Here is a 23996-nt window from a genome sequence, read left to right on the forward strand (position 1 = left end):
TTTCAGCAATAGTGAATCTGTGTCGGGGTCATTTCAGCAAATCGCTTAGAAACCACCTATTCAGAACTGCGATCGCAATAAAGATATCTGAAGGCAAATCGCGATTTAGCCTGCTGTACGTCCACCATCGATCGCGCTTGGGTTGCCCAGTGATATAGCTAGCAGCATCAGAGCAGAGAAACACAACCGCTTGAGCAATTTTCGTTGAGTTTACGGGTTGTTTACTACTCGCTAATTACAGGTTTCATATACAAGCGTGTCTACTTGATCTGATCCGCTTGTACACCAACAATACTCACGCCGCGCATACCAAACTGCGTACCATTACGATGGGTGCCGAACCAGTACCACTCAGCCCAAGCCGTGTCACTCTCTACTACTGAACGAAGCAACTCTGAGTGAAAGTCTGGAATGGTTCGTATCTGTTGAAACGGGTGCAGTGAGTCTTCTGTCGATTCATGATTTGGAAAGGAGGCTAACCCACACTCGCTTTTACTTCTTCAAACGCTGTATTCATCGACACGTCTTTCCATGCCTCTAATTCAGCTTTCATCGATTCAAGTTTTTGAGTAATTAAATTCACCGAATCTTCGCCTAATGCTAAGCGCAAGGGTGGATTGTCACTCTCAACCACTTGAATCATTGCTGCTGCTGCCTTCGCCGGATCATTAGGTTGTTTGCCATCCCTTTCCTGAAGCCGTTGGACGATTTTGCCGCTTGTTTGAGCATAATCATCAATTTGATGGGGTAGTGTGGAAAGCGCTCGACTACTAAAATTCGTTCGAGAGGAGCCAGGCTCAATAATTGTGACTTTAATCCCTAAGGGCTTCACTTCTTGTGCCAGCGCTTCAGAAATTGCTTCTAAAGCAAACTTTGTTGCACTATAGATTCCCACTCCTGCAAACGCGCTAATCCCATTCGCCGAAGAAACGTTGAGGATGTGACCACTTCGTTGTTCACGCAGGGTTGGCAAAATTGCCCGAGTCACATTAATTGCACCAAATAGGTTCGTGTCGAACTGCCGTCTGATATCATTGTCGTTCACTTCTTCTATTGCGCCTACTGTACCGTAACCCGCATTGTTGACGAGTACATCAATGCGATTGTAAGCGTTCAATGCAGCTTCTACAGCTTGCTGAATCGATTGAGCATTAGTGACATCAAGCGCGATCGTCGTGACCCGATCCGGATAGCGATCGCTCAGTTCTTTTAATTGTTCAGGCTGACGGGCAGTTGCAACTAAATGATATCCACGCTCTAGCACGGCTTGCGCCAAAGCACGCCCCAATCCCGTGGAACTGCCAGTAATCAACCAAACTTTATCAGTATTGTTCATTTGCTTCTTTTCCGTTGATAACTTGTAATCTAGATCTACACCGCTCTAAACTATGGTCTATTGGAGGTTAGCGAATCTGTTTTGGGGTCATTCCCGTAATGCGCTTGAATTGTTGGGTCAGATGGCTTTGGCTGGAGAAGCCGACTTGTAGAGCAATGTCTGCGATCGCAAAATCCGTCTTCTTCAACATTACTTTTGCTCGTTCCACGCGCTGTTTAATCACGTACTGATGGGGCGAAATTCCCATTGTTTGTTTAAACAAACTCGCAAAATAAGTCGAACTAACGTTGATCACTTCTGCAAGTTCAGCCAGTGATAATTCTCGATCGAGATGGGTCTGAATGTAGTCAAGTACTTGCTGCAATCGGGTGTGCGTTAAGCCTTTATAATTGGCTTCGATAGTTGGCGTTGTAGTTGTTATCATGGTTCAAAAAATGGCAAGCTATTAAACAAAACAGGCAAAAACTAGCGATCGCGCATTCGATCGCTGACTAGCACTAACCAACAAGTCAGATATAAATTGGGATTAGGGATCGGGGAGCTTAACGACTTGCAGCAATCATGGCCGCCATCAACTCCGTCGTGTTCCAGTGCCCGGTATACCGAATTCCATTGATAAATAGGGCTGGGGCAGTCGTTACTCCGCTCTGTATTCCGCCTTCAATGTCTTCATTGATGCGATCGACATGCACTTGTTTGGACAACTCTTTGAGAAATTGAGGCATGTCAAGCCCTAAATCATTGGCGTACTCGATCAGATAACCGTTCTCCAACCTTTGTTGATGGTCAAATAAAGTGTCGCTCATCAACCAAAACTTTCCTTGGGCGGCGGCGGCAACGGCGGCTTGGGCTGCTCGTTGAGCACGAGTATGAATCTGCGTTTGCGGAAAATGGCGGAAGATAAAACATAAATAATCTTTTCCAAAAGAAGTACTAAGCTCTCGTTGGATCGCTTTAATCAGCTTGTAAACGTCTGCACTTCTGGGGTCTTGATAGTCTCCGTACATGACCAGCACTACCTTGGCATTCAAAATACCTTGAATCCAATCTTGAGTTGAGGGTGGTACAAGTAAGGATCTGTAGCTAGGATCGTCGCTCATCTTTTTACATTTACATCAAGCATCGAACCGTGCAATTTACTTGCTCGATTCATTTGCATGACTGTTTGCATAAATTCAATATAGGTGATCGCTCTCAAGCTGTCGCCTATAGCAAGTCAAATTTTTTGTAGTGCAAATTGATAGACTAACCGTGCCATCGTGAAGTAGAAGGCTGGCTCTAACTTAAGTTAGAATCCGAACTTGAACGAAAGTACATCTTACAAACTGACAATGCCGCGCTTAACGGCAACAATCACGGCTTGGGTGCGATCGCTGACATCTAGCTTATTCAAAATCCGGTTGACATGAGATTTAACCGTGCCTTCGCCAATACTCAAAGCAGCCGCAATATCGGCATTGCTCATCCCCTGTGCTAGTGAGCGGAGTACCGCCAGTTCTCGTTCACTCAGTTCGGGATTGCTGAGCCGTTGAACTAACTTTGCTCCCACATCTGGCGGAATATACTGCTGACCCCGATGAACGGTACGAATGGCATTCAGAAGCTCGTCCGGTTCAGTTTCTTTCAACAGGTATCCCTTTGCGCCTGCCTGCAATCCCCGGTAGATATCCTCGTCACTATCATAGGTGGTCAGTACAATAATCCGAGCCGATTTAGCCGTCGCATAAATTGCACCAATGGCAGCAACTCCTTCTACTTCGGGCATTCGGAGATCCATGAGCGTGACATCCGGTTGGTGTTCCTCAAATAGAGCGATCGCCTGTTCCCCATTTTCGGCTTGTGCAATCACTTGCATATCAGGGTCACGGTTAATAATCGTGGCTAATCCTTGCCGAAAAATAGCATGATCGTCTGCAATCAGAACCCGAATGGTCGTGGCTTGGCTCATCGTGATGCTACTCCCGGTTGACGGTGACAATAATTTCTGTTCCCTGTCCAGGTTGGCTCCGAATCGTGAGTTGTGCACCGATGCGCTCTGCCCGTTCGCTCATGCCGAGTAAGCCAAACCCCTCAGAGGCCGGGATACTTCCAACTCCAAAGCCCTGTCCATTGTCTTTCACGCGCAAGCAAACCTGATCGCGATCGTAGGCTAGCTGCACTCGAATTTCGTCAGCATTGGCATGTTTAATCGCATTGGTTAATGCCTCCTGCCCCATCCGTAGGAGGTTGTTCTCGACTTCAGTGGGTAAAGCATATACCGCACCCTCGATCTCGTAGTGCAAAGTGGTATCCATTGCGGCAGCTCTAGTCTGAGTGACGAGACGATGGAGAGCGCTCTGTAGACTGCCCTCCTCCAAAAGCTGAGGCCGGAGCGCGACGACCGAGCGCCGCGCTTCAGTCAGTCCAGTGCGTGCCAATTCTTTGATCAGGTCCAGGTGCGCCTGAGTTGCTTCTACATCATCGGTTAGCACCTGTTTTGCCGCTCCCACCTGAGCCAGAATGCCTGTAAACGACTGAGCAAGTGTGTCGTGAATTTCGCGTGCCATGCGGTTGCGCTCCTCTAAAATTGAGGCTTCTTCTGCTTGCTTCTGCGCCGTAATATCTCGCGCCAGCCAAATCACCTGATCGTGGTCGATTGGGGCAATGCGAGCCGAAAACCAGGCTTCTCGTCCATTTAGAAACACACTGTACTCGACCGTGAGGGTTTGTTGGGTTCTCAGCACCTGCTGAATATAACCTAGAAATTCATCAGCTTGTTCCTTTCCGATTTGATGCATGGTTTTACCAATCATCTCCTCATAGGGTTGCCACAGCAGATCGGGTTCCATTACCATTATTTCAAGGAGTCGCCCTTCAGCAGACAGTACAAACAATGGATCGGGAATTGCCTCAATTAGATTCCGGAGTTTTGTCTCTGAGACTTGTAAGGCTGCTTCTGCTTGCTTGCGATCGCTAATATCTGCGACCACCCCTTCGACGTATCCATCGGCTGCATTCAGATAGGAAGAGGTAAGTCCCCAGAACAGTGTCCCATCCCGTTTTCGCATCTGGACTTCATAGCTTCGCAGTTCCCCATCACGCTTCATCACCTCAATGGCGTGTTGGCGATCGCTGGGATCTACAAAATAGTTGGCGCTGTGTTCTAGCCCAATGATCTCCTCTGGTGAATCAAAGCCCAACAGGTTGGCAAGGCGTTGGTTGGCATTGAGAATTAATCCATCCGAGAGGCGGGTTCGGTAGATGCCGACCTGCGAGTTTTCAAAGATAGTTCGGAACTTAGCTTCACTGCGTTGTAATGCCTCTTCTGCTTGTTTACGCTGGGTGGTGTCACTGCCCACCGATAAGATTTCAACGACATCTCCCTGGTCATTAAAGATGGCTTGATTCGACCAAGCCATCCAGACCCGCCGACCGTCTCGACATAGGTTTTCACCCTCGCCTTGCGGGTACGATTGAGGATTACGAAGTAAATCGTGAACCATGGGTCTCATATCGCGTCCAGAGAGTTCGGCTTCTGGAATGATGGTTTCAAATAAGGTTCGCCCTACAATCTCATGTTCTTCATAACCTAGGAGTTTTACCCCATAATCGTTGATGTATCGAATCCGTCCTTGCGTGTCATAGCGAATGATGACGGAATTCGCGGTTTGTAGCAGGTTGCGGTAATTGGCCTCACTTTGTCGTAACGCAGCAGTTCGTTCTGCAACCTGTTGCTCTAAAGTGCAGTTGTAGTCGGCTAGGAGTTTCTCGGCTTGCTTGCGCTCTGTAATGTCCTGAAAGGTTGCGATCGCATGAGTGATATTGCCCTGTTGATCAAAAACTGGTGTTCCCCGCGCCTCAACTAGAATCGTGACATTATCTCGACGAATTTCTATATCTTCAGTCCTGATGCGTTCGCCCCTTAATGCCCGCACATTGGGCAGGCTCTCCGGTGGATAGATTTGATCCGTTCCCGCTACATAAAGTTGATAAACCTCTGAGAGCTGCTCCGGTGCTACGGAAGGATCAGTTTCTTTGCCTAGGAGTTGATTGCTGCATTGGTTGGCATAGTAAGGGCAACCCGCCGCATCTACGATCGCAATTCCCACCGGAATCGCTTCGAGAAACTGGGTGATCTTGCTTTCCTTAGCCTGTAGTTCTGAATAAAGGTTGGCATTTTCGATGGCGATCGCGGCTTGAGTCGACAATAGCTGCAGGACCTGCGATCGCTCTGGTGTAAATACTCCAGTTGCCAACCGATTTTCTAAATACAATACACCAACCAGCTTGGCTTGATTTAGCAGCGGCAAACAGAAAACAGATTGAGGCTGGTTCTGTTGAATGTATGGCTCATTAATAAAATCACCTTCACGAGTCGCATCATTCAAGGTGACAGGCTTCAGAGTCCGAATCACGTATTGAATGATTGATTCTGGCAATTGATTGGCAATTGGAATAGACTGTAACACCTGAGTCGCACAAGCATCCTCATCGGCATTGAGTTCACAAGCCGCTTCAATCGACCATTCTCCTGAGTTTTCTAAGATCAGATATCCGGCTTGTGCGCCAGCATTCTCAATTAAAGTTTGCATCAGTAATCGCAGCAGTTGCTTCAGTTCAATTTCACGAGAAATCGCCTGTGAAGCTTTCATCACTGCTGCTAGATCGAAAGCAGTATGGGACGGATTAGAGATAGTTTCAGCAGTAATAGGAATTGATGTGGAAGCGGCTCTAGACGACTGAGAAAAGAACTGTGGATAGCGAGTTTCTAAGTCTTTAACTTTAGCAGTTGCGCCCCATCTTTCATAGCAGTAGTGTGCTTCTTTCATGTAGAGCTGAGCAAATTTTTCCAGACCTCGCGCTAGATAATGTTTTGCAGCCAATTCGTATGCTAACGCCTCTTCCTGAATATATTCATTTTCTCTGGCTCCTTGAATAGCCCGTTCATAAAACTCTTCAGCCTCAAGAAACTGCCCTAAAGCTCGCGCCTTCTCTGCCTCGATTAAATGGTATTTATGCAAAAAGTTCATGGGGGCGTGGTATGCCCATTTCTGCATCTTCTCCTGATTGGCATTAACGCGATTCAACCAGGATGTTTTTTCAGAGTTTGCAGCATTTGCCAACACCTTCAGAACGATTAGGGAGTCATAGAAACGAAATACAGCAACAGACATTAATCCTGTGGCTGTGTTCAAATACGGTTCTACCAAGGTAGCCGTTTTTTCAGCTTGCTCATACTCTCCGAACAGGTAGCATAAAATCAGCTTATTTAAGTAAAATAAGTGAAGGCCAGTTCCATCCTTTGCCGCGATCGTCCATGACAGTGCTTGCTCTTCGTTGTAGAGACTACCCACTAAGCGACCTGGGGTTTCAGACTGACCTCGCAGGTTCAGGATCGTTTGTTGCAACATTGCCAGCCAGGTGGCAGGAGTCTCTCGTCTAATTTGATGGGTGGCTTTCCGATAAATCGCGGTTTGTTGTTCCAGTTCTGTCAGTTCTTGTCCTGCATAAAAGGGGTAATAACATAGGCCAATCGCGGAATAACCCGCAAATTCAAACTCTCCACTTTCTATACCGCTTTGCCAAGCTTCAGCAAAGCCAGGGAACGTCTCTCTAAGGTGGTCTTTCCAGGGAATGATATGGAAACTCACCATCATCAATGCTTTACAATTACCTCTCTTGTTATTTGATTGTTTCGCTAAATTTAAGGATAATTTGCCAAATTGATAGCCCAGTTCAAAGTCTTGTTCAACGCCACATAGGATCATGCCATAGCCAACATAACCAAGCAGCGACCAGATCGCGTTTCCATGGGCGATCGATAAATTCACTATCTTGCATATAATCAGCACCATCAGAGCGGGTGTCGAAATAAAAGCCGGAGTATATATGCCTGCTAAAATGTAGATTGCTGCCAGTGACACAGGTTCAGTCATCTCTGGCAAATCAATCAAATCTTCGATTTCCCGCCCAGCCAATCGTGAAGCGGTTTCCTCTAATCCTGCTTGAACATCTAACTGACTTGGAGCTTCCACTAAACGAATTCCCAAGCGTTGCAGCACTTCCAAGCCAGTTTTAAGAGCTTCTTTAGGGTCTCCCTGCGACAGCCATGCTTGAATCCTGCTATCGTAAACTTTCACGGTATCGAGCACCGTCTTCGCACAGTTAAGCACTGCTTCTACAAGCCGCTCCATTTCGTCAAAGTGACCGCTGAGGTAGGCTGCCTCTGCTGCCTCTGAATGCAACACTAAAGTTAGGTCATACTCACGCTGCCAACTTTCCCCATCAAGCAGTTTAAGCCCTGTAGTGAAATACTTAAAAGCTGCTTCATAAGCCGTTGCTGTCTTTGCTTTCTGACCTGCCACTAAATTCAATCTGGCAATTTCAGTTCGTTCTGATCGAGCAGTGACTAGCTCAAGTCCTTGATTTAGATGATCAATGATTTCAAACAACCGCTCAGATCGTTGCTCTGGTAAAGTTTTTTCGAGCAAATTGCGGCCGATTTGGAGATGAACAACCTGTTTCTGCGATTCATCAATTAGGGCATAAGCCGCTTGCTGGACGCGATCGTGCAGAAACTTATACTCTTGAACTAACAGATCTTCGTCCAATTCAGACAGAGGCTGAATTAATCCTACTTGTATTGCTGTAAGTAGATCCTGGAAAATTGCTTTCGGTGATTTTTCGCAAACGATCGCTAACGTCTCTAAATCAAATTCAGCCCCGACACAAGCCGCGATGCAGAGAGTTTGCTGTGTTGCTCCTGGTAATTTTTGCAACTGACGCAGCAGCAACTCCACTACATTAGCCGTGATACCTTGAGCTTCAATCTCAGCTAGGTTCCACTGCCAGCTCAACTGTTGGGCATCAAAGGCCAACAGGTTTTCGCTATGCAGCAGCTTCAAAAATTCACCAACAAAGAAAGGGTTGCCCTCGGTTTTACGCAACACGACTTGGGCTAAGGAACGAACGGTATCAGGATTGTGATGTAATGTCTCAGCCACCAGTTGAGTCAACGGCTCCAGCGTTAAAGGAGTCAGGGCGATTTCCTGAAGTACTGCTCCCTGGTTTCGCATGCGCCCTAACGTTAAGACCAACGGATGCGTTGGAGTCAATTCGTTATCTCGGTAGGCTCCGATCAAAAACAGATACTGGATTTGCTCATCAAGTAAGATGAGTTCGATTAACTTCAACGTCGCAGAATCGATCCACTGTAGATCGTCTAAGAAAATGACTAGGGGATGCTCTTTTGCACAAAACGCTCGCACAAATCTTTGAAACGTGAGATTGAAGCGATTCTGCGCTTCTGTTGCTCCAACTTCGGGCACAGGTGGCTGCTTGCCAATGATTAACTCGACTTCTGGGATGACATCAATGATAATTTGTCCGTTGCTTCCCAAAGCAGTGAGTAGACGCGATCGCCATACTTCCACCTGTTCATTGGGTTCACCCAAGAGTTGCTGCACCAACTTTTGCAGGGCATCGACGATCGCGCTGTAGGGAATATTGCGCCCAAATTGGTCAAATTTGCCAGAGATAAAGTAGCCGTGCTTTGCGGTGATTGGTTTATGGAGTTCCTGCACCAAGGCCGTTTTACCGATGCCAGAATAACCGGAGACCAGTATCATTTCGCTGCATGAGGGTGTAGGGTGTAGGGTGTAGGGTGTGGGGTGTTTTTTCCGATTCCCGGCTCCCGATTCCCGATTCCCCGTCACTCTGTCAAACGCTACCCATAATGCTTCAATCTCCGCTTCTCGCCCATACAGTTTTTGAGGAATGCGGAACTGCTCGGAAACATCTTGCTGTCCCAACGATATGGCGTTAATCTGACCCCTTTCCGTCAGTTGTTGGGCACAGCGCTCTAGATCCAATTTGATGCCCCAAGCACTTTGATAACGATCCTCCGCATTCTTTGCCATCAGTTTCAAAATCAGGTTTGAAATAGGTTGGGGAATTGTTGCGTTCAATTCATGCGGGGGAGTCGGCGGTCTGGCAATGTGGCAGTGGACTAGCTCTAGGAGATCTTTAGTGGGAAATGGTAATTGTCCCGTCAACAGTTCGTAGAAGGTTACGCCCAGTGAGTAAAAGTCGGTGCGATAGTCGAGCATCCGGTTCATTCGCCCGGTTTGCTCTGGCGATAGGTATGGGGGGGTTCCTTCTAGAAGATGGAGGCTTTTGAATGTGGGATTGGTGCGACTGAAGCGAGTGGCAATGCCAAAATCAACGATTTTGACAACGCCAGTCTTTGGATTAAAGACAATGTTGCCAGGATTAATGTCTTTATGGATGACATGAGCCGCATGAATTTTGCCTAGAGTATCCGTAATGGCGATCGCTAGCCGCAGAAAAGTAGGTAAGGGCATAGGCGAGAAACCCGGTTGCTGCCGCATCCAGTATTCTAAAGACTCTCCACCAAAGTCTTCCGAAAGAAGGACCAGCGTGCGCTGGTAGTCTTGTTGGCTGTATGCCTTGACTACGCCTTCAATGTTGAGCGAGCAAGTAATTTCATACTCCTGCCGATAGCGAGTTAATTCTTGAGAAGAGGGATAATCCTGCTTGAGAACTTTGGCAATCACGGCACAGTTATCTTGCTCCCTGACGCCCCGGTATACCAAAGAAGCTAAGCTCTCATAGATTTTGCTGTGGATAGTAATTCCAGGCAGGGTAATCATTGAGTGCTCCCTTGATAAAGGATTGTCATCCGTTTCCCAAAGTATATCGCTCACAAACCAACGACCGCACCTGAGCAAACAACTCCGCACCCCAATCGGAGCAAAAGCCATGGGTGACATCGAGAGCCGTATTGCTGAAGCATTGAGACAGTCATGGTCTGTCATCGTCGGTTACGGCAATAGCTCGTAGTGACAACCATGTCATCCGGGGGGCAAACAGGTCGTCGCTCGCATCAAGGGTGTAGGACATCGCTACCGGATTTTGCATTCAGACATTTATGGTTGATCGGTTGTATGAATGTACTTTCGATCAAATTTGGAGTCTAACTTAAGTTAGAGCCAGCCTTCTACTCCGCGATAGCATGGTTGATCTATCAATTTGTACTGTAAAAAATTCAACTTGCTATAGGCGACAGCTTGAAGGCGACCACCTATATTGAACCTGTGCAAACAGTCATGCAAAGGGATCGAGCAAGTAAATTGCACGGTTCTATGCTTGAAGGCATGAATATTCAAGGTGAAACTGAATTAACGCACGCTCAAGCAGTGACGTTGAGAGCATTAGGAGCGATCGCGCAGTGAAGCGAATGCTTTTCGGGCACGCGACGCGAACGCCTTAACTCTGTGCTTAACTCGCGGATCTTAAGTAACGCTTAGCTGTACACACTGTTGGGTCAGCGCTAACCCGTCGGTTGCCCATTCGCCTCTGCTACATTTTTCATTCACAATCTGAGATTTATCCTATGACCCACATTCTTCATTTAGATGCAAGTCCGCGTGGCGATCGCTCCATCTCCCGCACACTCTCTAAAGAGTTCATTAACCAGTGGAAAACCATTCATCCCAACGACACCATCACCTACCGTGATATTGGGCATCACCCTGTTCCCTTTGTAAGCGAAGACTGGATCGCGGCGGCATTTACTCCATCCGATCAACATACCCCTGAGTTAGCTGCTGCAATTCAGATTTCCGATGAGTTGATCGATGAATTCTTAGCAGCCGATCGCTATGTTTTCAGTATTCCCATGTATAACTTCAGCATTCCTGCCAATTTCAAAGCCTATCTTGACCAAATTGTGCGTGTAGGCCGTACATTTTCTGTAGATGAAACAGGTTACAAGGGACTGGTTCATAATAAGAAGATGACGATCATTATAGCTCAAGGCGGAGCTTACCCCGAAGGTAGCCCGACCCATGCCTACGATCTACAAACACCCTATCTAAAACTCATCTTTGGGTTTATTGGGATAACGGATATTGAGTTTGTCTATGCCGATAGCTTGAATATGGGGGATGAAGCTCGTAATTTGGCGATCGCAAACGCTCAGTCTGCTTTAAGAACAGCGATCGCACATTAGCACCCATCGCGTTCCTTGAAACCAAGTTTTTCTGAGGTTATCCCTCATCCTAGAGCCAGGGGTAGTGAGTACAGATGCAGAAACTCACTAGGTAACCGCTATCATTTCTCACCTCGTCCGACCAGGGCGAGAACAGGGGTATGAGGAGTGGTTAGACGGAATTGCGATAGTTGCTCACCAATCTAAGGGACATTTAGGGGTGAGTGTAATCCGTCCCTGTGAGCACGCTCATCCTGAATATGTGGCAATCGTCAAATTTAATCATTACTTGATCAAATTCATATCTTGTACGTTCACAGGAGTCTTCTATGTCTTGTCCACACCTGAACGAACTGACGCTAGAGACTATGATTCCAAAAGCCAATTACCCGGTTTTCCGCTGTGAGGAATGCCTGCGAGTTGGCGGTCGTTGGGTACATTTAAGAATTTGCCAGACCTGCGGCAAAATGCTGTGCTGCGACTCCTCTAAAAATCAGCACGCCCGCCGTCATTACGAAGAAAGTGGACACGCAGTGATCAGTTCAGCCGAACTGGGAGAACAATGGCTGTGGTGTTTTGCCGATGAACAACGGAAGACCTATTAATCACGCACCCCTTTTTTACTCACGAGGAAACCATGATGTCAAATCAGCCTGCCCCAACAGATATTTGGCCGAGTTTACCCCTAGATGCATGGCAAGATACCTACACCACCCTACATATGTGGACTCAAATCATCGGCAAAATCCGATTGACCCAAACTCCGTGGATTAACCATTCCTGGCATACTCCTCTCTATTTAACCGTTCGGGGACTGACCACGTCCACGATTCCCTATGGTAGCCGGATCTTTCAAATCGACTTCGATTTCATTGATCATGAGCTGCTGATTCAAACCAGCGAAGGGGCAAGACGGGCGATCGCACTCTACCCTCGTTCAGTTGCTGATTTTTATCAGACTGTGATGGAAACTTTAAGAGAATTAGATTTTCACATCACGATTAACACTAAACCAAATGAAGTCCTTGAGCCAATTCGATTTGAGCAGGATGAAACTCATGCCGCTTACGATGCAGACTATGCCAATCGATTCTGGCGAGTGCTGCTCCAGTGCGATCGCGTCTTTCGAGAATTTCGCTCCCATTTTTCTGGCAAGGTCAGTCCGGTTCATTTTTTCTGGGGAAGTTTTGATTTAGCCGTGACTCGCTTTTCGGGGCGGTCGGCTCCGGAGCATCCGGGAGGGGTGCCGAACTTGCCGGACGTAGTGGCCAAGGAAGCCTACTCTCAGGAAGTCAGTAGTGCTGGATTCTGGCCCGGAGTCGGATTATCATACCCAGCGTTTTTTTCCTACACTTACCCAGAACCCGATGGGTTTAAGCAGGCTGAGGTTCGTCCCGATGCTGCGTTTTACAGTAAAGAGTTGGGCGAGTTTATCTTGCCCTATGACGCTGTCCGCGAGGCAGAATCACCCGATCAGATGTTGTTAGAGTTCTTGCAAAGCACCTACGAAGCTGGTGCCAGATTAGGCAATTGGAATCAGGAGGAACTCAAGCAATTGATGTTCAAGTGAACCCTTGAATTTAGGTAGAAGAATGAAGAAACCGTCACCTCTGCCGACTATCGCTCGATGCTGAGGGCAGAGTAAAGGCGGTTTTGTCCCCAAATTGTCAAATCACTCTATTGGCTGATCGTAAGTTTAGCTATGCTAACCAAAGACTTCCTTTACCAAGGGAAAACATTTACCTCGATCCAATCCACTGCCTGCTTGTACTTCTCTTAAGAAGCACAAGCAGGCTTCATTCATGCGTATAGAAACTATTAAGGTTACCGTATTCTAAGCTCTTCAGTCCCTTTCAGTTTTCTGCATCACCGGCTCATAGGGGTAACGAGATTTTGCGAACTAATACCAAATTCGAGTTACACAACCCCGATTCGAAACCGGTACCTCGTAGGGGCACAACCTTACAGCGCGTGACACACTGCAATGCCCCTACAAATCTGGGGTATACAGATAGGGTTTGGTATAAGAGGACGTTTGAAAAGTTGACTGGGCAGTAAAAAAGCTCACACGGTCTAGGCTGAGATTACGAACACTACAGCCCCGTGAGAGCGATGAGTAAAGCCTACACCAGCAATTTGACCCATGACCAGTTTGAGTTGATTGAGCCTTTGCTGCCAGCAGCGAAGCCGGGAGGGCGCCCCCGAACGGTCTGTCTGTGGGCCGTGCTCAACGCAATCTTCTATCTGGTGGCTCAAGGGTGTAGTTGGCGGGATTTGCCCGGCGACTTTCCGGCTTGGCAAACGGTGTACACCTACTACCGTAACTGGGTCAAAGACGGCACCTGGGACACTCTCCATGAGCGGTTGCGAGGGTGGACTCGCGCGGCTCATGACCGTCCCGAGAGCCCATCGGAAGTCATTTTGGACAGTCAAAGCGTGGCCACTGCACCGATGGTGCATCGCTCGGTGGACTATGACGTAGCAAAAGCGACTAAAGGACGAAAGCGGCATCTCGTGGTCGATACTCTGGGCTTGATGATGGCCGTTGTGGTCACCGCCGCCAGTGTTCCTGAACGGGCGGGTGGTCAACAGGTACTGCACAAGCTCCATCAGCTGGGTAAAACCGTGGCGCGGGTCTATCTAGTCTGGGTTGACGGCGGCGGCGTTGCATAATTGAGAGATGAGTTAGGGTGATCTGCGATGCAATGTCCAGAATGTGGAGCCACTCACATCCGTAAGAATGGCAAGCGGAAAGGTAAACAAAACCACATCTGTGTAGCCTGCGGTCGTCAGTTTATTGAGGCCTATGAGCCTCACCGAGGGTACTCGGATGAGGTCAGACGCGAATGCCTCAAGATGTACGTTAACGGCGCTGGGTTTCGAGCGATAGAGCGAGTCAAAGGGGTGCACCATACGACGGTCATTACTTGGGTGAAGCAAGTGGGCGAACGCCTCCCCGATGCTTACGCCCCTGAAACGACGCCAGAGGTCGGCGAACTCGACGAGTTGGAAACCTTTGTAGGCTCAAAAAAACAAGATTTGGCTGTGGACAGCCGTTGACCACTTCAAAAAAGGAATCTTGGGTTGGGTCTTAGGCGACCATAGTGCCGAGACGTTTCAACCGCTTTGGACCCTGGTTGGCAGCTGGCAGTGTTACTTCTATGTCACCGATGGATGGACGGTGTATCCCAGCTTTATTCCAGCAGGCGATCAGATTGTCAGCAAAACCTATATGACTCGGGTTGAAGGAGAGAACACTCGATTACGGCACTATCTAGCCCGTCTGCACCGCAAAACGCTCTGCTACTCCAAGACCGTAGAAATGCTGGCTCACTCTGTTCGCTTGTTACTTCACTACCTCAAGTTCGGCGATGTGCCAGTCCCGTCAAGGTTCATCTCTTGATTCAGCAACGCCGACGGCGGCTACAGCGGCCCCAACTTTCTGCAATGGGCGATGGATACCTTGGGTTTGATCGTTCACGTTGTATTGCGACCTCAGGAATCAAAGGGCTTCGTTCTGCTCAAAAAACGCTGGGTGGTCGAGCGCACCTTTGGCTGGTGGCGTTGGTCGCGTCGCTTGGTTCAGGATTATGAGCAGTTGCCTGAAAACGCTGAGGCCATGCTCCAAATTGCCATGATTCGCATCATGCTTAGGCGCTTGGCCTAATGGGCTACACCCCTACCCCTTTTCAAACGTCCTCTAAGACACTTGTAGCGTCTTGAATTTCATTCCTGTAGAACCTTCATCAACAGAGAGCATTAACAAATAAAGGTGTCGAGATCTTTGTGAGGTATGCTAAATATAAGTATGAAGACGGCATGGCCCTCACCCCAGAGACAAAAGTTCCAGCTCGGGGATGAGGGCAAATTATCTATCGATTCAGCAACGCCTAGAAAACTATCCCTGTTAGCGTTTATGCTCGGGATTTTTGAAGTTTGTCTTACAACCTGCATCCCAAACGTCAGGTTGATTCCCGTGAGGAGGAATACCTCCATTATCTTTGAGTAGTCTGGCTATATGCATACAGTTCCAAGCTAAAAAGGTGGTATTGCGATTGGTAAATTCGTTTTCCGGTCCTCCAGACCCTGGATCTAGATAGGAAGGGCCAGGGCCTACTTCGCCTAGCCAGCCTGCATCCGCTTGTGGAGGAATCGTATAGCCAATATGCGATAGGGAAAACAAAATATTCATAGCGCAATGTTTAACACCATCTTCATTCCCGGTGATCAGCGTTGCCCCAACCTTTCCGTAATCTCTGTACTGACCTTTCTCATTTAAAAGATGAGTATATCCATACATTCGCTCTAAAACTCGATTACAAACAGAGCTTTTTTCACCTAGCCATACTGAAGTACAGAGCACTAAGATGTCAGTGGCATCAATTTCTTTCTGGATCTGGGGCCATTCATCTATCTGCCACTCATCGGTTTGTGACATATCTAACCCTAGCCCAGCCGCTATCTCATAATCTACAGGTCGAATGACTTGAGTGGTTACCCCATTGGCCTCGAAAATAGCTTTGGCAATATCGATAACCCCTTGTGTATGGGATAACACTGGCGTTCTATTGAGTGTGCAGTTTAAAAAAAGAGCCTTTAAATCGCTATACTGCGCAGGGGCATTTTGGCACTGACGATCTGTGATTGTTTTGAGCTGTTGTGACATGGCTTCGGGTTCTATGTAAAACAACGATGGCTTTGTTGCATGAAGAGGTGCTGCGGAAGAGTAGGGAGATGGCAAGTTTCAGTTACCACACAAAACCGACGCCATGAAACCTCAGTACCACATCCGCAACTGGTCTGAGTATAAGGCTGGACTGAAGCAGAGGAGAAGCTTGACTTTCTGAATCGAGGAGTCCGTGCTGGAGACATGGGTTGCTGAAAATCTCAGTGGTAAACCTGGAAGAGGTATACAAGTTACCTCTAAGCAGAAGAACGACACGTCATAACGCCTTCCTTCGGGCCACTGGCATTGGGATTACTTCCCATTGCTCGAACAGCGATCGTGGGTTCATAGCCGGGATAACAGCGGATTAGAACGGTGTCTTCGGTTCTGGTTACATTCAGTACGTAAACAGGTTTGCCTCCTAAAACAGCCTGAACAAGGTCAGGGGGAAGAGCAGCAGTTGCAACAAGCGTTGACTGGTTTAGAGAGGCTACAGACGTTTCAGATAGCGCAGGTTTTGCCCCAAAAGATTGTAAACAAACCAGCACCAACGCTGTAATCGTAACTAACAAGACAGAGATTTTAGAGGATAGCTTGAACATGGTTAATATTTCACCTGTAGGTAAGGGCAACGGCACGTCCGATATTTGCGGCGCAGACCACCGGAATCTTGCGCTCAAGCGGCGGGTAGAAACTAGTCAGACATGCGCCGAGTCACTGATTATTCCTGCTGCAGAAAGTTCAGCAACGCGGGATTGACTTGGTCGGCGTGAGTCCAGTTGATGGCGTGCGGCCCGCCAGGAATTACTACAAGCTCACTGTTTTTAATTAGCTTTGGCAGTCTTGCTGCGGTAGACTCCAGCGGTAAAATGCGATCGGCATCGCCATGGATAATCAGAGTTGGTACGTCAATGCGGGGCAAATCATCACGGAAATCGGTGAGCCAGGACGGTACACAATCTAAAGTCCCTTTAGCAGAAGCCCCTGCTGCCACATTCCAGCTTGCCTGAATTGCCTCATTGCTGATGCGATCGCCCAGCAGCACATCCCCATTAAAGAATTCTCTGAAAAATGCAGAAAAGTAGGCCGGACGGTCTTCAACGATCGCTTTCATAATGCCATCGAAAACGCTTTGGTCAACGCCTTCAGGATTATCATCGGTCTTCAGTAAAAAAGGCGGTACGGGAGCCATCAGCACGGCTTTTTGCACCCGCTCTGAGCCATACTTGCCAAGATAGCGCGTGACTTCGCCTGTTCCCATTGAGAAGCCAACCAGCACAGCATCTTGCAGGTCAAGCTTGGTCATCAGCACGTTCAGATCGGCTGCAAAGGTATCGTAGTCATAGCCTAACGAAGGCTGGCTAGAAGCACCAAATCCTCGGCGATCGTAGGTAATCACCCGATAGCCCGCATCCAGCAGCACCAAAACCTGCTTCTCCCAGGAATGCCCGTTGAGGGGAAATCCATGAATGAGAACAATCGGTTGACCTGTCCCAAGATCTTCGTAGTAGAGGTCGATAGTTGCAGAATTTTCTTGACCGACAGTAACGTAGGGCATTGCAATCTCCTATGGATAACGCATTAAATTCCTGTCTGACTCGACCTGAGTGTAGTAAGTTCTAATGCTCGGTTTCTTTCAGATTCTTAGGGTGTTTTCTCAAATTCTTGCGCAATAAGTTTCTCAGCCGCCGCCGCCAAGTCAATGGCCAATGCACTAATCCCCTCGCTGATCGCCATGCCCCCACTGGTCAGCTCCAAGATCAACCGGTTAAGGGTAGGAGTTTGCAGAGGCTCCACAACGGTTGTAGCAACGACGCAGGCGATTTCGGTGAAGATCTTGGCAAGGCCCAACCCAGACTCGTTTGTCAGCGCAGACGGGCGTACGATCAACCAGTCGAGGTCGGTCAGAACCAGTTGCGGCTTAGCCTTCTGCTTCTCGACCATATAGTGGTTGTGCCGCCACTTGGCGACCGATGCCACCAGCGTGTAATACCAAATCCTGTCTGTATACCTCCGATTTGTAGGGGCATTGCAGTGCAATGCTCCCTACGAGGTACCGATTACGAATCGGGGTTGTGTGACTCGGATTTGGTATGACACAACAAAAGAGCGCCCCCCAAGGGGAGCGCTCTTTTCCTAATCAATCAATGGATTAGTCAGTCAAGACTAGCCGATGATTTCAGGAGCCTCAGCCGTAGCCAGGTCGAGGGGGAAGTTGTGAGCATTGCGCTCGTGCATCACTTCCATACCCAGGTTCGCACGGTTGATCACGTCAGCCCAGGTGCCAATCACTCGACCCTGAGAGTCAAGGATCGACTGGTTGAAGTTGAACCCGTTCAGGTTGAACGCCATCGTGCTGATGCCCAGCGCCGTGAACCAGATGCCAATCACAGGCCATGCACCCAAGAAGAAGTGCAGTGAACGAGAGTTGTTGAAGCTGGCATATTGGAAGATGAGACGACCGAAGTAGCCGTGGGCCGCAACGATGTTGTAGGTCTCTTCTTCCTGGCCAAACTTGTAGCCGTAGTTCTGCGACTCGGTCTCGGTGGTCTCACGCACCAGAGACGAGGTCACCAGCGAACCGTGCATGGCAGAGAACAACGAACCACCGAACACACCAGCCACACCCAGCATGTGGAAGGGGTGCATCAGAATGTTGTGCTCAGCCTGGAACACCAGCATGAAGTTGAAGGTGCCCGAGATGCCCAGGGGCATGCCGTCGGAGAAGGAACCCTGACCCAAGGGGTAGATCAGAAACACTGCAGAGGCCGCCGCCACAGGGGCAGAGTAGGCCACGCAGATCCAGGGGCGCATGCCCAGGCGGTAACTCAGTTCCCACTCACGTCCCATGTAGCAGAAGACGCCAATGAGGAAGTGGAAAATTACCAGCTGGTAGGGGCCACCGTTGTACAGCCACTCATCGAGGGAAGCGGCTTCCCAGATGGGGTAGAAGTGCAGACCGATAGCATTAGACGAAGGCACAACCGCACCGGAGATGATGTTGTTGCCGTACATCAGAGAGCCAGCAACGGGCTCACGGATGCCGTCGATGTCAACGGGAGGAGCGGCGATAAACGCAACGATGAAGCAGGCGGTCGCAGCGAGCAAGGTGGGGATCATCAGTACGCCGAACCAGCCCACATACAGGCGGTTCTCGGTGCTGGTCACCCACTGGCAAAACTGCTCCCACAGGGAGGCAGATTGTTGTCTTTGTAACGTCGTAGTCATGATGAAATAAGTGCAGTTAGGTTTGCTGAATGCCCGTCCCAAGGGACAAGCGGGGTATGTATGTCATTACATTAACGGAAATGTTGCAGATTGTAAACACCCTGGGGTAGATAACCCTCCGAAATGAGTCGGCAATTGCCCATCAGATAGTTTGCTCAATTGGTTACGGGGCTTTCGTTTTGGCTCAAACGCTTGGCCCAGGCTCGCTTGGCTCTAGCGACCTGGTGGGGAGCTGGGATAGATTCAAATAGATCCAGAGCGTTACAAAGGTGTGTCTGAGCTTCACAAAGGTACATGGGTAGGTCGGCTAACGTGAGGGCGCACTGCAGATGGGCTAACGCCAAATCGCCGTGGGCACCCACTTCATCGAGCAGGGCGATCGCACTTTGACAATCCTCCACCGCCTCAGCCAAATTCCCTCGCTGCCCCTTCAGTCGCCCCTGCCCGACCAGCGCATTGGCCTTAATTTGTGGGTAGTGTCCTGACTCTGCGGCCTGAATGGCTTGATTAAAAAGGGATGCAGCCGTATCGAGATCGCCTAGGTTGAGATAGGTGTGACCCAAAAGCTGCACGAAGAAGGCGTGGCGGCCGCTCTGGCCTCGACCTCGAACCTGCCCAATTACTGAGTTAGCCAGGGTTTTCGCAGATTCTTTCCCGCCCTGGTAGGAACGCACTAGGGCCAAACAGGTGGTGGCTTTGTCGGCCCAGGGCTGGTGTCGGGTGCCGGTGGCGGTGACGATCACCTGTTCAAACCAGGTAGCGGCTGCCTGTAGATCCCACAGGTCTAAATGGTAGAGACCGAGGCTGAGCTGGGAGTCGACCACGAGCATGGTGAGGTAGTAGCAGCGGTGGGTAGCGGGAGCGGGGGTTTCGGCTTGCAGACAGGTTTGGGCGATCGCCATGGCATTCTGCTGACAGGCGATCGCATCCCCCAGTCGCCCCTGTATCCAGTACAGGTCGCCTAAAATATTGGCTAGCTCGCTAGCGTCGGCATTTCCTGTCGGAATGTGGTCGAGAATGGCGGTGATCGCCTCGGTGACAGGCTGCACTAGGCCCATGCGGTAGAGGGTGCTGCCTAGGGGCAAAAACTGCTGCCACTGGTTATCGCGGCTGTGGAGAATCACCCTTGCCGCTGCGCCGTAGTCCTGAATCGCAACGTAGTGGTAGTAAGCTTCCAGCGCTTGAATGGCATCATCAAGGGTGCAGATGCGCTGGATGCGATCGCTCCAGCATCGAGCGGCGGCACGATGGGCCGATTCCCACTCGTTAGAGTCTTCAACATCGGCGGTGAGATGGGCTAAGGCCCCGGCTCGCACTACCGGATGCAGCCCGTAGCAACCCTGGCGGCACTCCAGCAGCGAGCGGTTGCGCAGGGAGGTGACGATCGCCTGGTGGCGCGCGGCAGGAATGTTGGTCATTAGACACTGCACCGATTCCCAAGGAATAGTCGGCACATCCTGATAGCGGTAGACGCCCAGACGGCAGAACAAGCGATAGGCATCTGGGTCGAGGGCTTGCAGGCGATGGATTTGGCTCTCGACCAGGTTTTTAAGATCTACGGGGCCGAGTAAATCTTGACTATGGGCTTGCCAGTAAAGTGTGAGGCTGCCCTCGAAGTCGGCCTGGACAGCACCAGCGAGGATTTCCATGGCCTTGGCGTTGCCGCCGTAGGCACCGTGCATCGCGGCCAACACATCCCCATTCTCAGGAATGCCCCGGTGGGCGAAGTAGGTGGCCCAAGCGGCGAGGCCCAACCCTGGCAGACGGTAGTGAGCGATGGGAAGGCCAGGTTCGCAGAGGCGATCGCGACTGGTCATCAGGGTCAGCGTTTGCCCGCGATGATCGGCCAGCACCCGCAGCAGTTCCCCATAGCGGCGGTGAGCGGTGATGAATTTACCCTGGGCATCGAGGGCAGGTTCCAGGTTGTCTATTAGTATGGCAACGTTTTGCTGGCGCAGTTGGCGGCGCAGGCGATCGAGCGTCACCCCAAACTCGCGCCCCGGCTCAACGCCAAAATCCTGCCGCAGCCATTCCTCGACCACCCACTCCACGGGGGTGATGTCGGCGGGGTCTTTGGCCATCAGCAGTTCCAGGGTGAGATCTACCGGCTGCCGCGCCAAAAAGTGCTGAGCCAGGGTGGTTTTGCCGAGGCCGCCTTCGCCCTGGATCACGATAGTGCGATCGCCCTGGGCGATCAGGGTGGTGAGGTGAGCGATCGCCTCCTGCCGCCCCACAAAGCTGGGGTTTGTGGGGGTGGTCGAAGTAGTTTGTTCCCCATCGCAAGGGGCCAAAGGCAGCACCTCCTGCTGCCCCGCCGAATTTGTAAAGCCGAGGGCAGCACTGGCCCCCGATACATCGATGCCCATCTTGAGCAGCGATCGCTTCAGGGCCGACTTGAGGGTAGATTTGGTTACCTTCTCCCCGGTTACCTTTGAGAGCAGCCGCCACATTTGGTAGGCCACATCTTTTATATGGCCCTCGGTGTATCCGGCGGTGTTGGCGATGTCGAGGTACTTTTGCCCCTGCCACACCTGGCGCAGAATGGTGCGCTGCAAATCGTTCAGATGCCGTCCGGTGACGGTGAAGACAAGCCGGTCTGCCAGTTCTACCGCATCTGATGCCATGGCCGTGTGTATCCTCCACGGCCACAACTCTAGCCGAGATTTAGATTTCTTTCATCCTCGGTAGACAGTTTCCGCCTTTTTCCGCCATTGGATCGTTGGGCTGTAGCGCGATCGCCGACTCTGGCCGACCGACGATGGCAGTCCCCAAGGCTATGGTGAACGTACCCAACCATAGCCCATGCAAAGGGTATCAAATATGACTGCTACACGTTTGTCACCACCAACAGTCCTTGAGGATGATTTGGCTGGCCCCTGGCAGGTTTGCCCCAATCCTGGGTTGGCAAAACAGCGAATTGCGGCTCTAACCCAGCGGTATGTAACGGTGGAGTGTTTGGGCGATCGCCTTGCCGACCTGCCCCATCAGTTCCACCATCCCCAGCCCCGCCGCTGGAACCCGGTGAATTGGGCCGATATTTCTCCCGAGCAGGTCAGCGGCATCTCCCTAGACACCTTCTGCGCCATTCTGCTGGGCACCATTAACACCGAGGCCCCCATTCGCGGCTACACCCAAGCCAGCCGCCAGTACCTAGAGCAGTTCTACCCTCAAATGGCCCAGTTCGTCGGGGGCATCGTGGATAGGGACGGGCAGGTTGTCGCCCCAGGCCTGTGGGAGCGAGAAGAAAAGCGCCACACCCCGGCGCTGATTACCCTGTACAAAAAGCTGACGGGGAAGGCTCCAGATCCTGTGCCCCATTCAGCCCGGCCCTACACCCCCAGTGGAAATCCCCGCGCCGACCTCTACCGCCACGGGCTGCACCGCATCGCCACCGAGTACGGAGCCGCCTGCCTCTACCTGTGGATGATGGCCTACACCACCGGCCCACTCCAGGCGGTGCTGGGCGAACTGCTGATCGACGAAATCAACCACATGACCAAGTTTTGGGGCTTTGGCCGCTGGGCCTATCCTGAAACCAGCTTGGGGATGATTGTCGGTACCCTATTTCAAGCGATGGTGCAAAAGTGGCGACAGCCCAATCTTCAGGGCAGCCTGATTCATACCCTGCGCCGCATGACAACAGAATTGGCCTGGGAACAATGGAATTTCAGCCATCGGCTCACCCTGCTCTACACCTTTGACCAGGTGATGCGGGTGCTATGGCGGTGGGAGCGATCGTTAACGCCCGCCTATCTAACCGCTTTATTTGGCCCCAACCCCACCCATGCGTAGGGTGAGGCACGGCTCCGCCTACGCGCGCCCAAAAAGCCCATGCCTTCTACCACCCAATAATCGAGCCGCAATGCACCGCCCACGAACAACATCTCTCAGACGGTGCATGTGGCCCCAAGGCAAATTCTGGAGCGACCTGCAGAGGTGCTTGAACCCTAACCCACCTTTAAGCCTTTGAGGAGTTTAAATCCCATGATTCAACCCGTCAATTATTCAACCCTGCCCACTGACCTCCATCCCAAAGCCCTGCCCAACCATGTAGCGGTAATTATGGATGGCAACGGGCGCTGGGCCACGCAACGGGGTATGCCTCGCATCGCGGGTCATCGCCAGGGGGCCAAAACGGTGAAAGACCTGCTGCGCTGCTGCAAGGACTGGGGTATTGGGGCGCTGACGGTCTATGCCTTTTCGACTGAGAACTGGCGGCGACCGATGGAAGAAGTCACCTTTTTGCTGCGCCTGTTTGACCGGCTGCTGCGCCGCGAACTGGCTGAAATGCAGCGCGAGGGCGTGCGAATTCAGTTTTTGGGCGACCTGTCGCCGCTGCCGGAGCGGCTGCAAGACCTGATGCAGGAGGCGATGACTGTGACCCACGCCAATCAGCGCGTGCAGTTTAATGTGGCAGTCAACTATGGCGGACGCCAGGAGTTGGTAGCGGCTACTCGCCACATTGCTCAGCAGGTGGCCTGCGGTGCCCTATCCCTGGAGCAGGTGGATGAGGAGTCCCTAAGCCGTGCACTGCTGACGTACCCGCTACCTGACCCCGATCTGCTGATTCGCACGAGCGGCGAACAGCGGCTGAGCAACTTTTTGCCCTGGCAGTTGGCCTACACGGAGCTGTACTTTACTGACTTACTCTGGCCAGAGTTCGATCGCGCGGCTTTTCACCAGGCGTTGCAGTGGTACCAACGACGGCAAAGACGCTTTGGTGGCCTCGCGCCGACACCGCTAGCGCAGGGTTCTTAGGGGGGAAACCCTGCCTA

General features: G+C 50.7%; 17 protein-coding genes and 2 pseudogenes. 9 read left to right on the forward strand and 10 right to left on the reverse strand.

Annotation, left to right across the window (positions count from 1 at the left end; all coding sequences use genetic code 11):
• Positions 1 to 475: 475 nt before the first annotated feature.
• The 5 genes from IQ265_RS25835 to IQ265_RS25855 all read right to left on the reverse strand — a co-directional run bounded on the left by IQ265_RS25835 (position 476) and on the right by IQ265_RS25855 (position 9987).
• Positions 476 to 1336, reverse strand: coding sequence for an oxidoreductase (locus IQ265_RS25835; protein WP_194058939.1), 861 nt, complete (start codon positions 1334 to 1336; stop codon positions 476 to 478).
• Between the two features lie 67 nt (positions 1337 to 1403).
• Positions 1404 to 1760: an AraC family transcriptional regulator gene (locus tag IQ265_RS25840; RefSeq protein ID WP_194058941.1), complete on the reverse strand. Its 357-nt coding sequence runs from the start codon at positions 1758 to 1760 to the stop codon at positions 1404 to 1406.
• 118 nt (positions 1761 to 1878) lie between these two features.
• On the reverse strand, positions 1879 to 2436 hold the full coding sequence (locus IQ265_RS25845; RefSeq protein WP_194058943.1) for a DsbA family protein: 558 nt from the start codon (positions 2434 to 2436) through the stop codon (positions 1879 to 1881).
• A 218-nt stretch (positions 2437 to 2654) separates the two neighbouring features.
• Positions 2655 to 3284: a response regulator transcription factor gene (locus tag IQ265_RS25850; protein ID WP_194054354.1), complete on the reverse strand. Its 630-nt coding sequence runs from the start codon at positions 3282 to 3284 to the stop codon at positions 2655 to 2657.
• Positions 3285 to 3291: 7 nt separating this feature from the next.
• Positions 3292 to 9987, reverse strand: coding sequence for a PAS domain S-box protein (locus IQ265_RS25855; protein WP_194058945.1), 6696 nt, complete (start codon positions 9985 to 9987; stop codon positions 3292 to 3294).
• 417 nt (positions 9988 to 10404) lie between these two features.
• On the opposite strand from IQ265_RS25855, the gene IQ265_RS25860 reads away from it, so the two are divergent.
• The 7 genes and pseudogenes from IQ265_RS25860 to IQ265_RS25890 form a co-directional block, all read left to right on the forward strand.
• Complete coding sequence (locus IQ265_RS25860; protein ID WP_194058947.1) at positions 10405 to 10569, forward strand: hypothetical protein; 165 nt, start codon at positions 10405 to 10407, stop codon at positions 10567 to 10569.
• Between the two features lie 161 nt (positions 10570 to 10730).
• Positions 10731 to 11348, forward strand: a complete 618-nt coding sequence (locus IQ265_RS25865) for an FMN-dependent NADH-azoreductase (protein WP_194058949.1) — start codon at positions 10731 to 10733, stop codon at positions 11346 to 11348.
• 308 nt (positions 11349 to 11656) lie between these two features.
• Positions 11657 to 11932 carry a UBP-type zinc finger domain-containing protein gene (locus IQ265_RS25870; RefSeq protein WP_194058951.1) on the forward strand — a complete coding sequence of 92 codons (276 nt, stop codon included), beginning with the start codon at positions 11657 to 11659 and terminating at the stop codon, positions 11930 to 11932.
• A 32-nt stretch (positions 11933 to 11964) separates the two neighbouring features.
• Entirely contained in the window at positions 11965 to 12897 is a 933-nt protein-coding gene (locus IQ265_RS25875) for a DUF5996 family protein (protein WP_194058953.1), read from the forward strand.
• A 542-nt stretch (positions 12898 to 13439) separates the two neighbouring features.
• Positions 13440 to 13988 (forward strand): annotated as a pseudogene (locus IQ265_RS25880) (IS5 family transposase); the annotation flags it as partial.
• A gap of 39 nt (positions 13989 to 14027) precedes the next feature.
• Positions 14028 to 14730, forward strand: a protein-coding gene (locus IQ265_RS25885) for an IS1 family transposase (protein ID WP_194052070.1) whose coding sequence is annotated in 2 segments (ribosomal slippage) — positions 14028 to 14360 and positions 14362 to 14730 — 702 coding nt in all. Because the reading frame shifts where the segments join, the coding sequence is not laid out codon by codon here.
• A gap of 12 nt (positions 14731 to 14742) precedes the next feature.
• Positions 14743 to 14994 (forward strand): annotated as a pseudogene (locus tag IQ265_RS25890) (transposase); the annotation flags it as partial.
• 240 nt (positions 14995 to 15234) lie between these two features.
• Here IQ265_RS25890 and IQ265_RS25895 read toward each other — a convergent pair.
• From IQ265_RS25895 to IQ265_RS25915, 5 genes are all read right to left on the reverse strand, one after another.
• Complete coding sequence (locus IQ265_RS25895; RefSeq protein WP_194058957.1) at positions 15235 to 15993, reverse strand: NAD(P)H-dependent oxidoreductase; 759 nt, start codon at positions 15991 to 15993, stop codon at positions 15235 to 15237.
• Positions 15994 to 16714: 721 nt separating this feature from the next.
• Positions 16715 to 17551 carry an alpha/beta hydrolase gene (locus IQ265_RS25900; RefSeq protein ID WP_194058959.1) on the reverse strand — a complete coding sequence of 279 codons (837 nt, stop codon included), beginning with the start codon at positions 17549 to 17551 and terminating at the stop codon, positions 16715 to 16717.
• Positions 17552 to 17637: 86 nt separating this feature from the next.
• Positions 17638 to 17973 (reverse strand): hypothetical protein, encoded by a 336-nt coding sequence (locus IQ265_RS25905; RefSeq protein WP_194058961.1) that lies wholly within the window; start codon positions 17971 to 17973, stop codon positions 17638 to 17640.
• 186 nt (positions 17974 to 18159) lie between these two features.
• Positions 18160 to 19221: a photosystem II q(b) protein gene (psbA, locus tag IQ265_RS25910; RefSeq protein WP_194058395.1), complete on the reverse strand. Its 1062-nt coding sequence runs from the start codon at positions 19219 to 19221 to the stop codon at positions 18160 to 18162.
• Between the two features lie 155 nt (positions 19222 to 19376).
• Positions 19377 to 21845 (reverse strand): tetratricopeptide repeat protein, encoded by a 2469-nt coding sequence (locus IQ265_RS25915; RefSeq protein ID WP_194058963.1) that lies wholly within the window; start codon positions 21843 to 21845, stop codon positions 19377 to 19379.
• Positions 21846 to 22041: 196 nt separating this feature from the next.
• On the opposite strand from IQ265_RS25915, the gene IQ265_RS25920 reads away from it, so the two are divergent.
• Together IQ265_RS25920 and IQ265_RS25925 are read left to right on the forward strand one after the other, a co-directional pair.
• On the forward strand, positions 22042 to 23013 hold the full coding sequence (locus tag IQ265_RS25920; protein ID WP_194058965.1) for a ferritin-like domain-containing protein: 972 nt from the start codon (positions 22042 to 22044) through the stop codon (positions 23011 to 23013).
• Between the two features lie 192 nt (positions 23014 to 23205).
• Entirely contained in the window at positions 23206 to 23979 is a 774-nt protein-coding gene (locus IQ265_RS25925; RefSeq protein ID WP_194058967.1) for an isoprenyl transferase, read from the forward strand.
• Positions 23980 to 23996 lie beyond the last annotated feature (17 nt).

It is taken from the genome of Nodosilinea sp. LEGE 06152, from assembly GCF_015207525.1.
Lineage (GTDB): Bacteria > Cyanobacteriota > Cyanobacteriia > Phormidesmidales > Phormidesmidaceae > Nodosilinea.

Excerpts from the sequence above, each read along its gene's own strand:
- IQ265_RS25835 (WP_194058939.1), bottom strand. The coding sequence starts at position 1,336 with ATGAACAATACTGATAAAGTTTGGTTGATTACTGGCAGTTCCACGGGA.
- IQ265_RS25840 (WP_194058941.1), bottom strand. The coding sequence starts at position 1,760 with ATGATAACAACTACAACGCCAACTATCGAAGCCAATTATAAAGGCTTA.
- IQ265_RS25845 (WP_194058943.1), bottom strand. The coding sequence starts at position 2,436 with ATGAGCGACGATCCTAGCTACAGATCCTTACTTGTACCACCCTCAACT.
- IQ265_RS25850 (WP_194054354.1), bottom strand. The coding sequence starts at position 3,284 with ATGAGCCAAGCCACGACCATTCGGGTTCTGATTGCAGACGATCATGCT.
- IQ265_RS25855 (WP_194058945.1), bottom strand. The coding sequence starts at position 9,987 with ATGATTACCCTGCCTGGAATTACTATCCACAGCAAAATCTATGAGAGC.
- IQ265_RS25865 (WP_194058949.1), top strand. The coding sequence starts at position 10,731 with ATGACCCACATTCTTCATTTAGATGCAAGTCCGCGTGGCGATCGCTCC.
- IQ265_RS25870 (WP_194058951.1), top strand. The coding sequence starts at position 11,657 with ATGTCTTGTCCACACCTGAACGAACTGACGCTAGAGACTATGATTCCA.
- IQ265_RS25875 (WP_194058953.1), top strand. The coding sequence starts at position 11,965 with ATGATGTCAAATCAGCCTGCCCCAACAGATATTTGGCCGAGTTTACCC.
- IQ265_RS25895 (WP_194058957.1), bottom strand. The coding sequence starts at position 15,993 with ATGTCACAACAGCTCAAAACAATCACAGATCGTCAGTGCCAAAATGCC.
- IQ265_RS25900 (WP_194058959.1), bottom strand. The coding sequence starts at position 17,551 with ATGCCCTACGTTACTGTCGGTCAAGAAAATTCTGCAACTATCGACCTC.
- psbA (WP_194058395.1), bottom strand. The coding sequence starts at position 19,221 with ATGACTACGACGTTACAAAGACAACAATCTGCCTCCCTGTGGGAGCAG.
- IQ265_RS25915 (WP_194058963.1), bottom strand. The coding sequence starts at position 21,845 with ATGGCATCAGATGCGGTAGAACTGGCAGACCGGCTTGTCTTCACCGTC.
- IQ265_RS25920 (WP_194058965.1), top strand. The coding sequence starts at position 22,042 with ATGACTGCTACACGTTTGTCACCACCAACAGTCCTTGAGGATGATTTG.
- IQ265_RS25925 (WP_194058967.1), top strand. The coding sequence starts at position 23,206 with ATGATTCAACCCGTCAATTATTCAACCCTGCCCACTGACCTCCATCCC.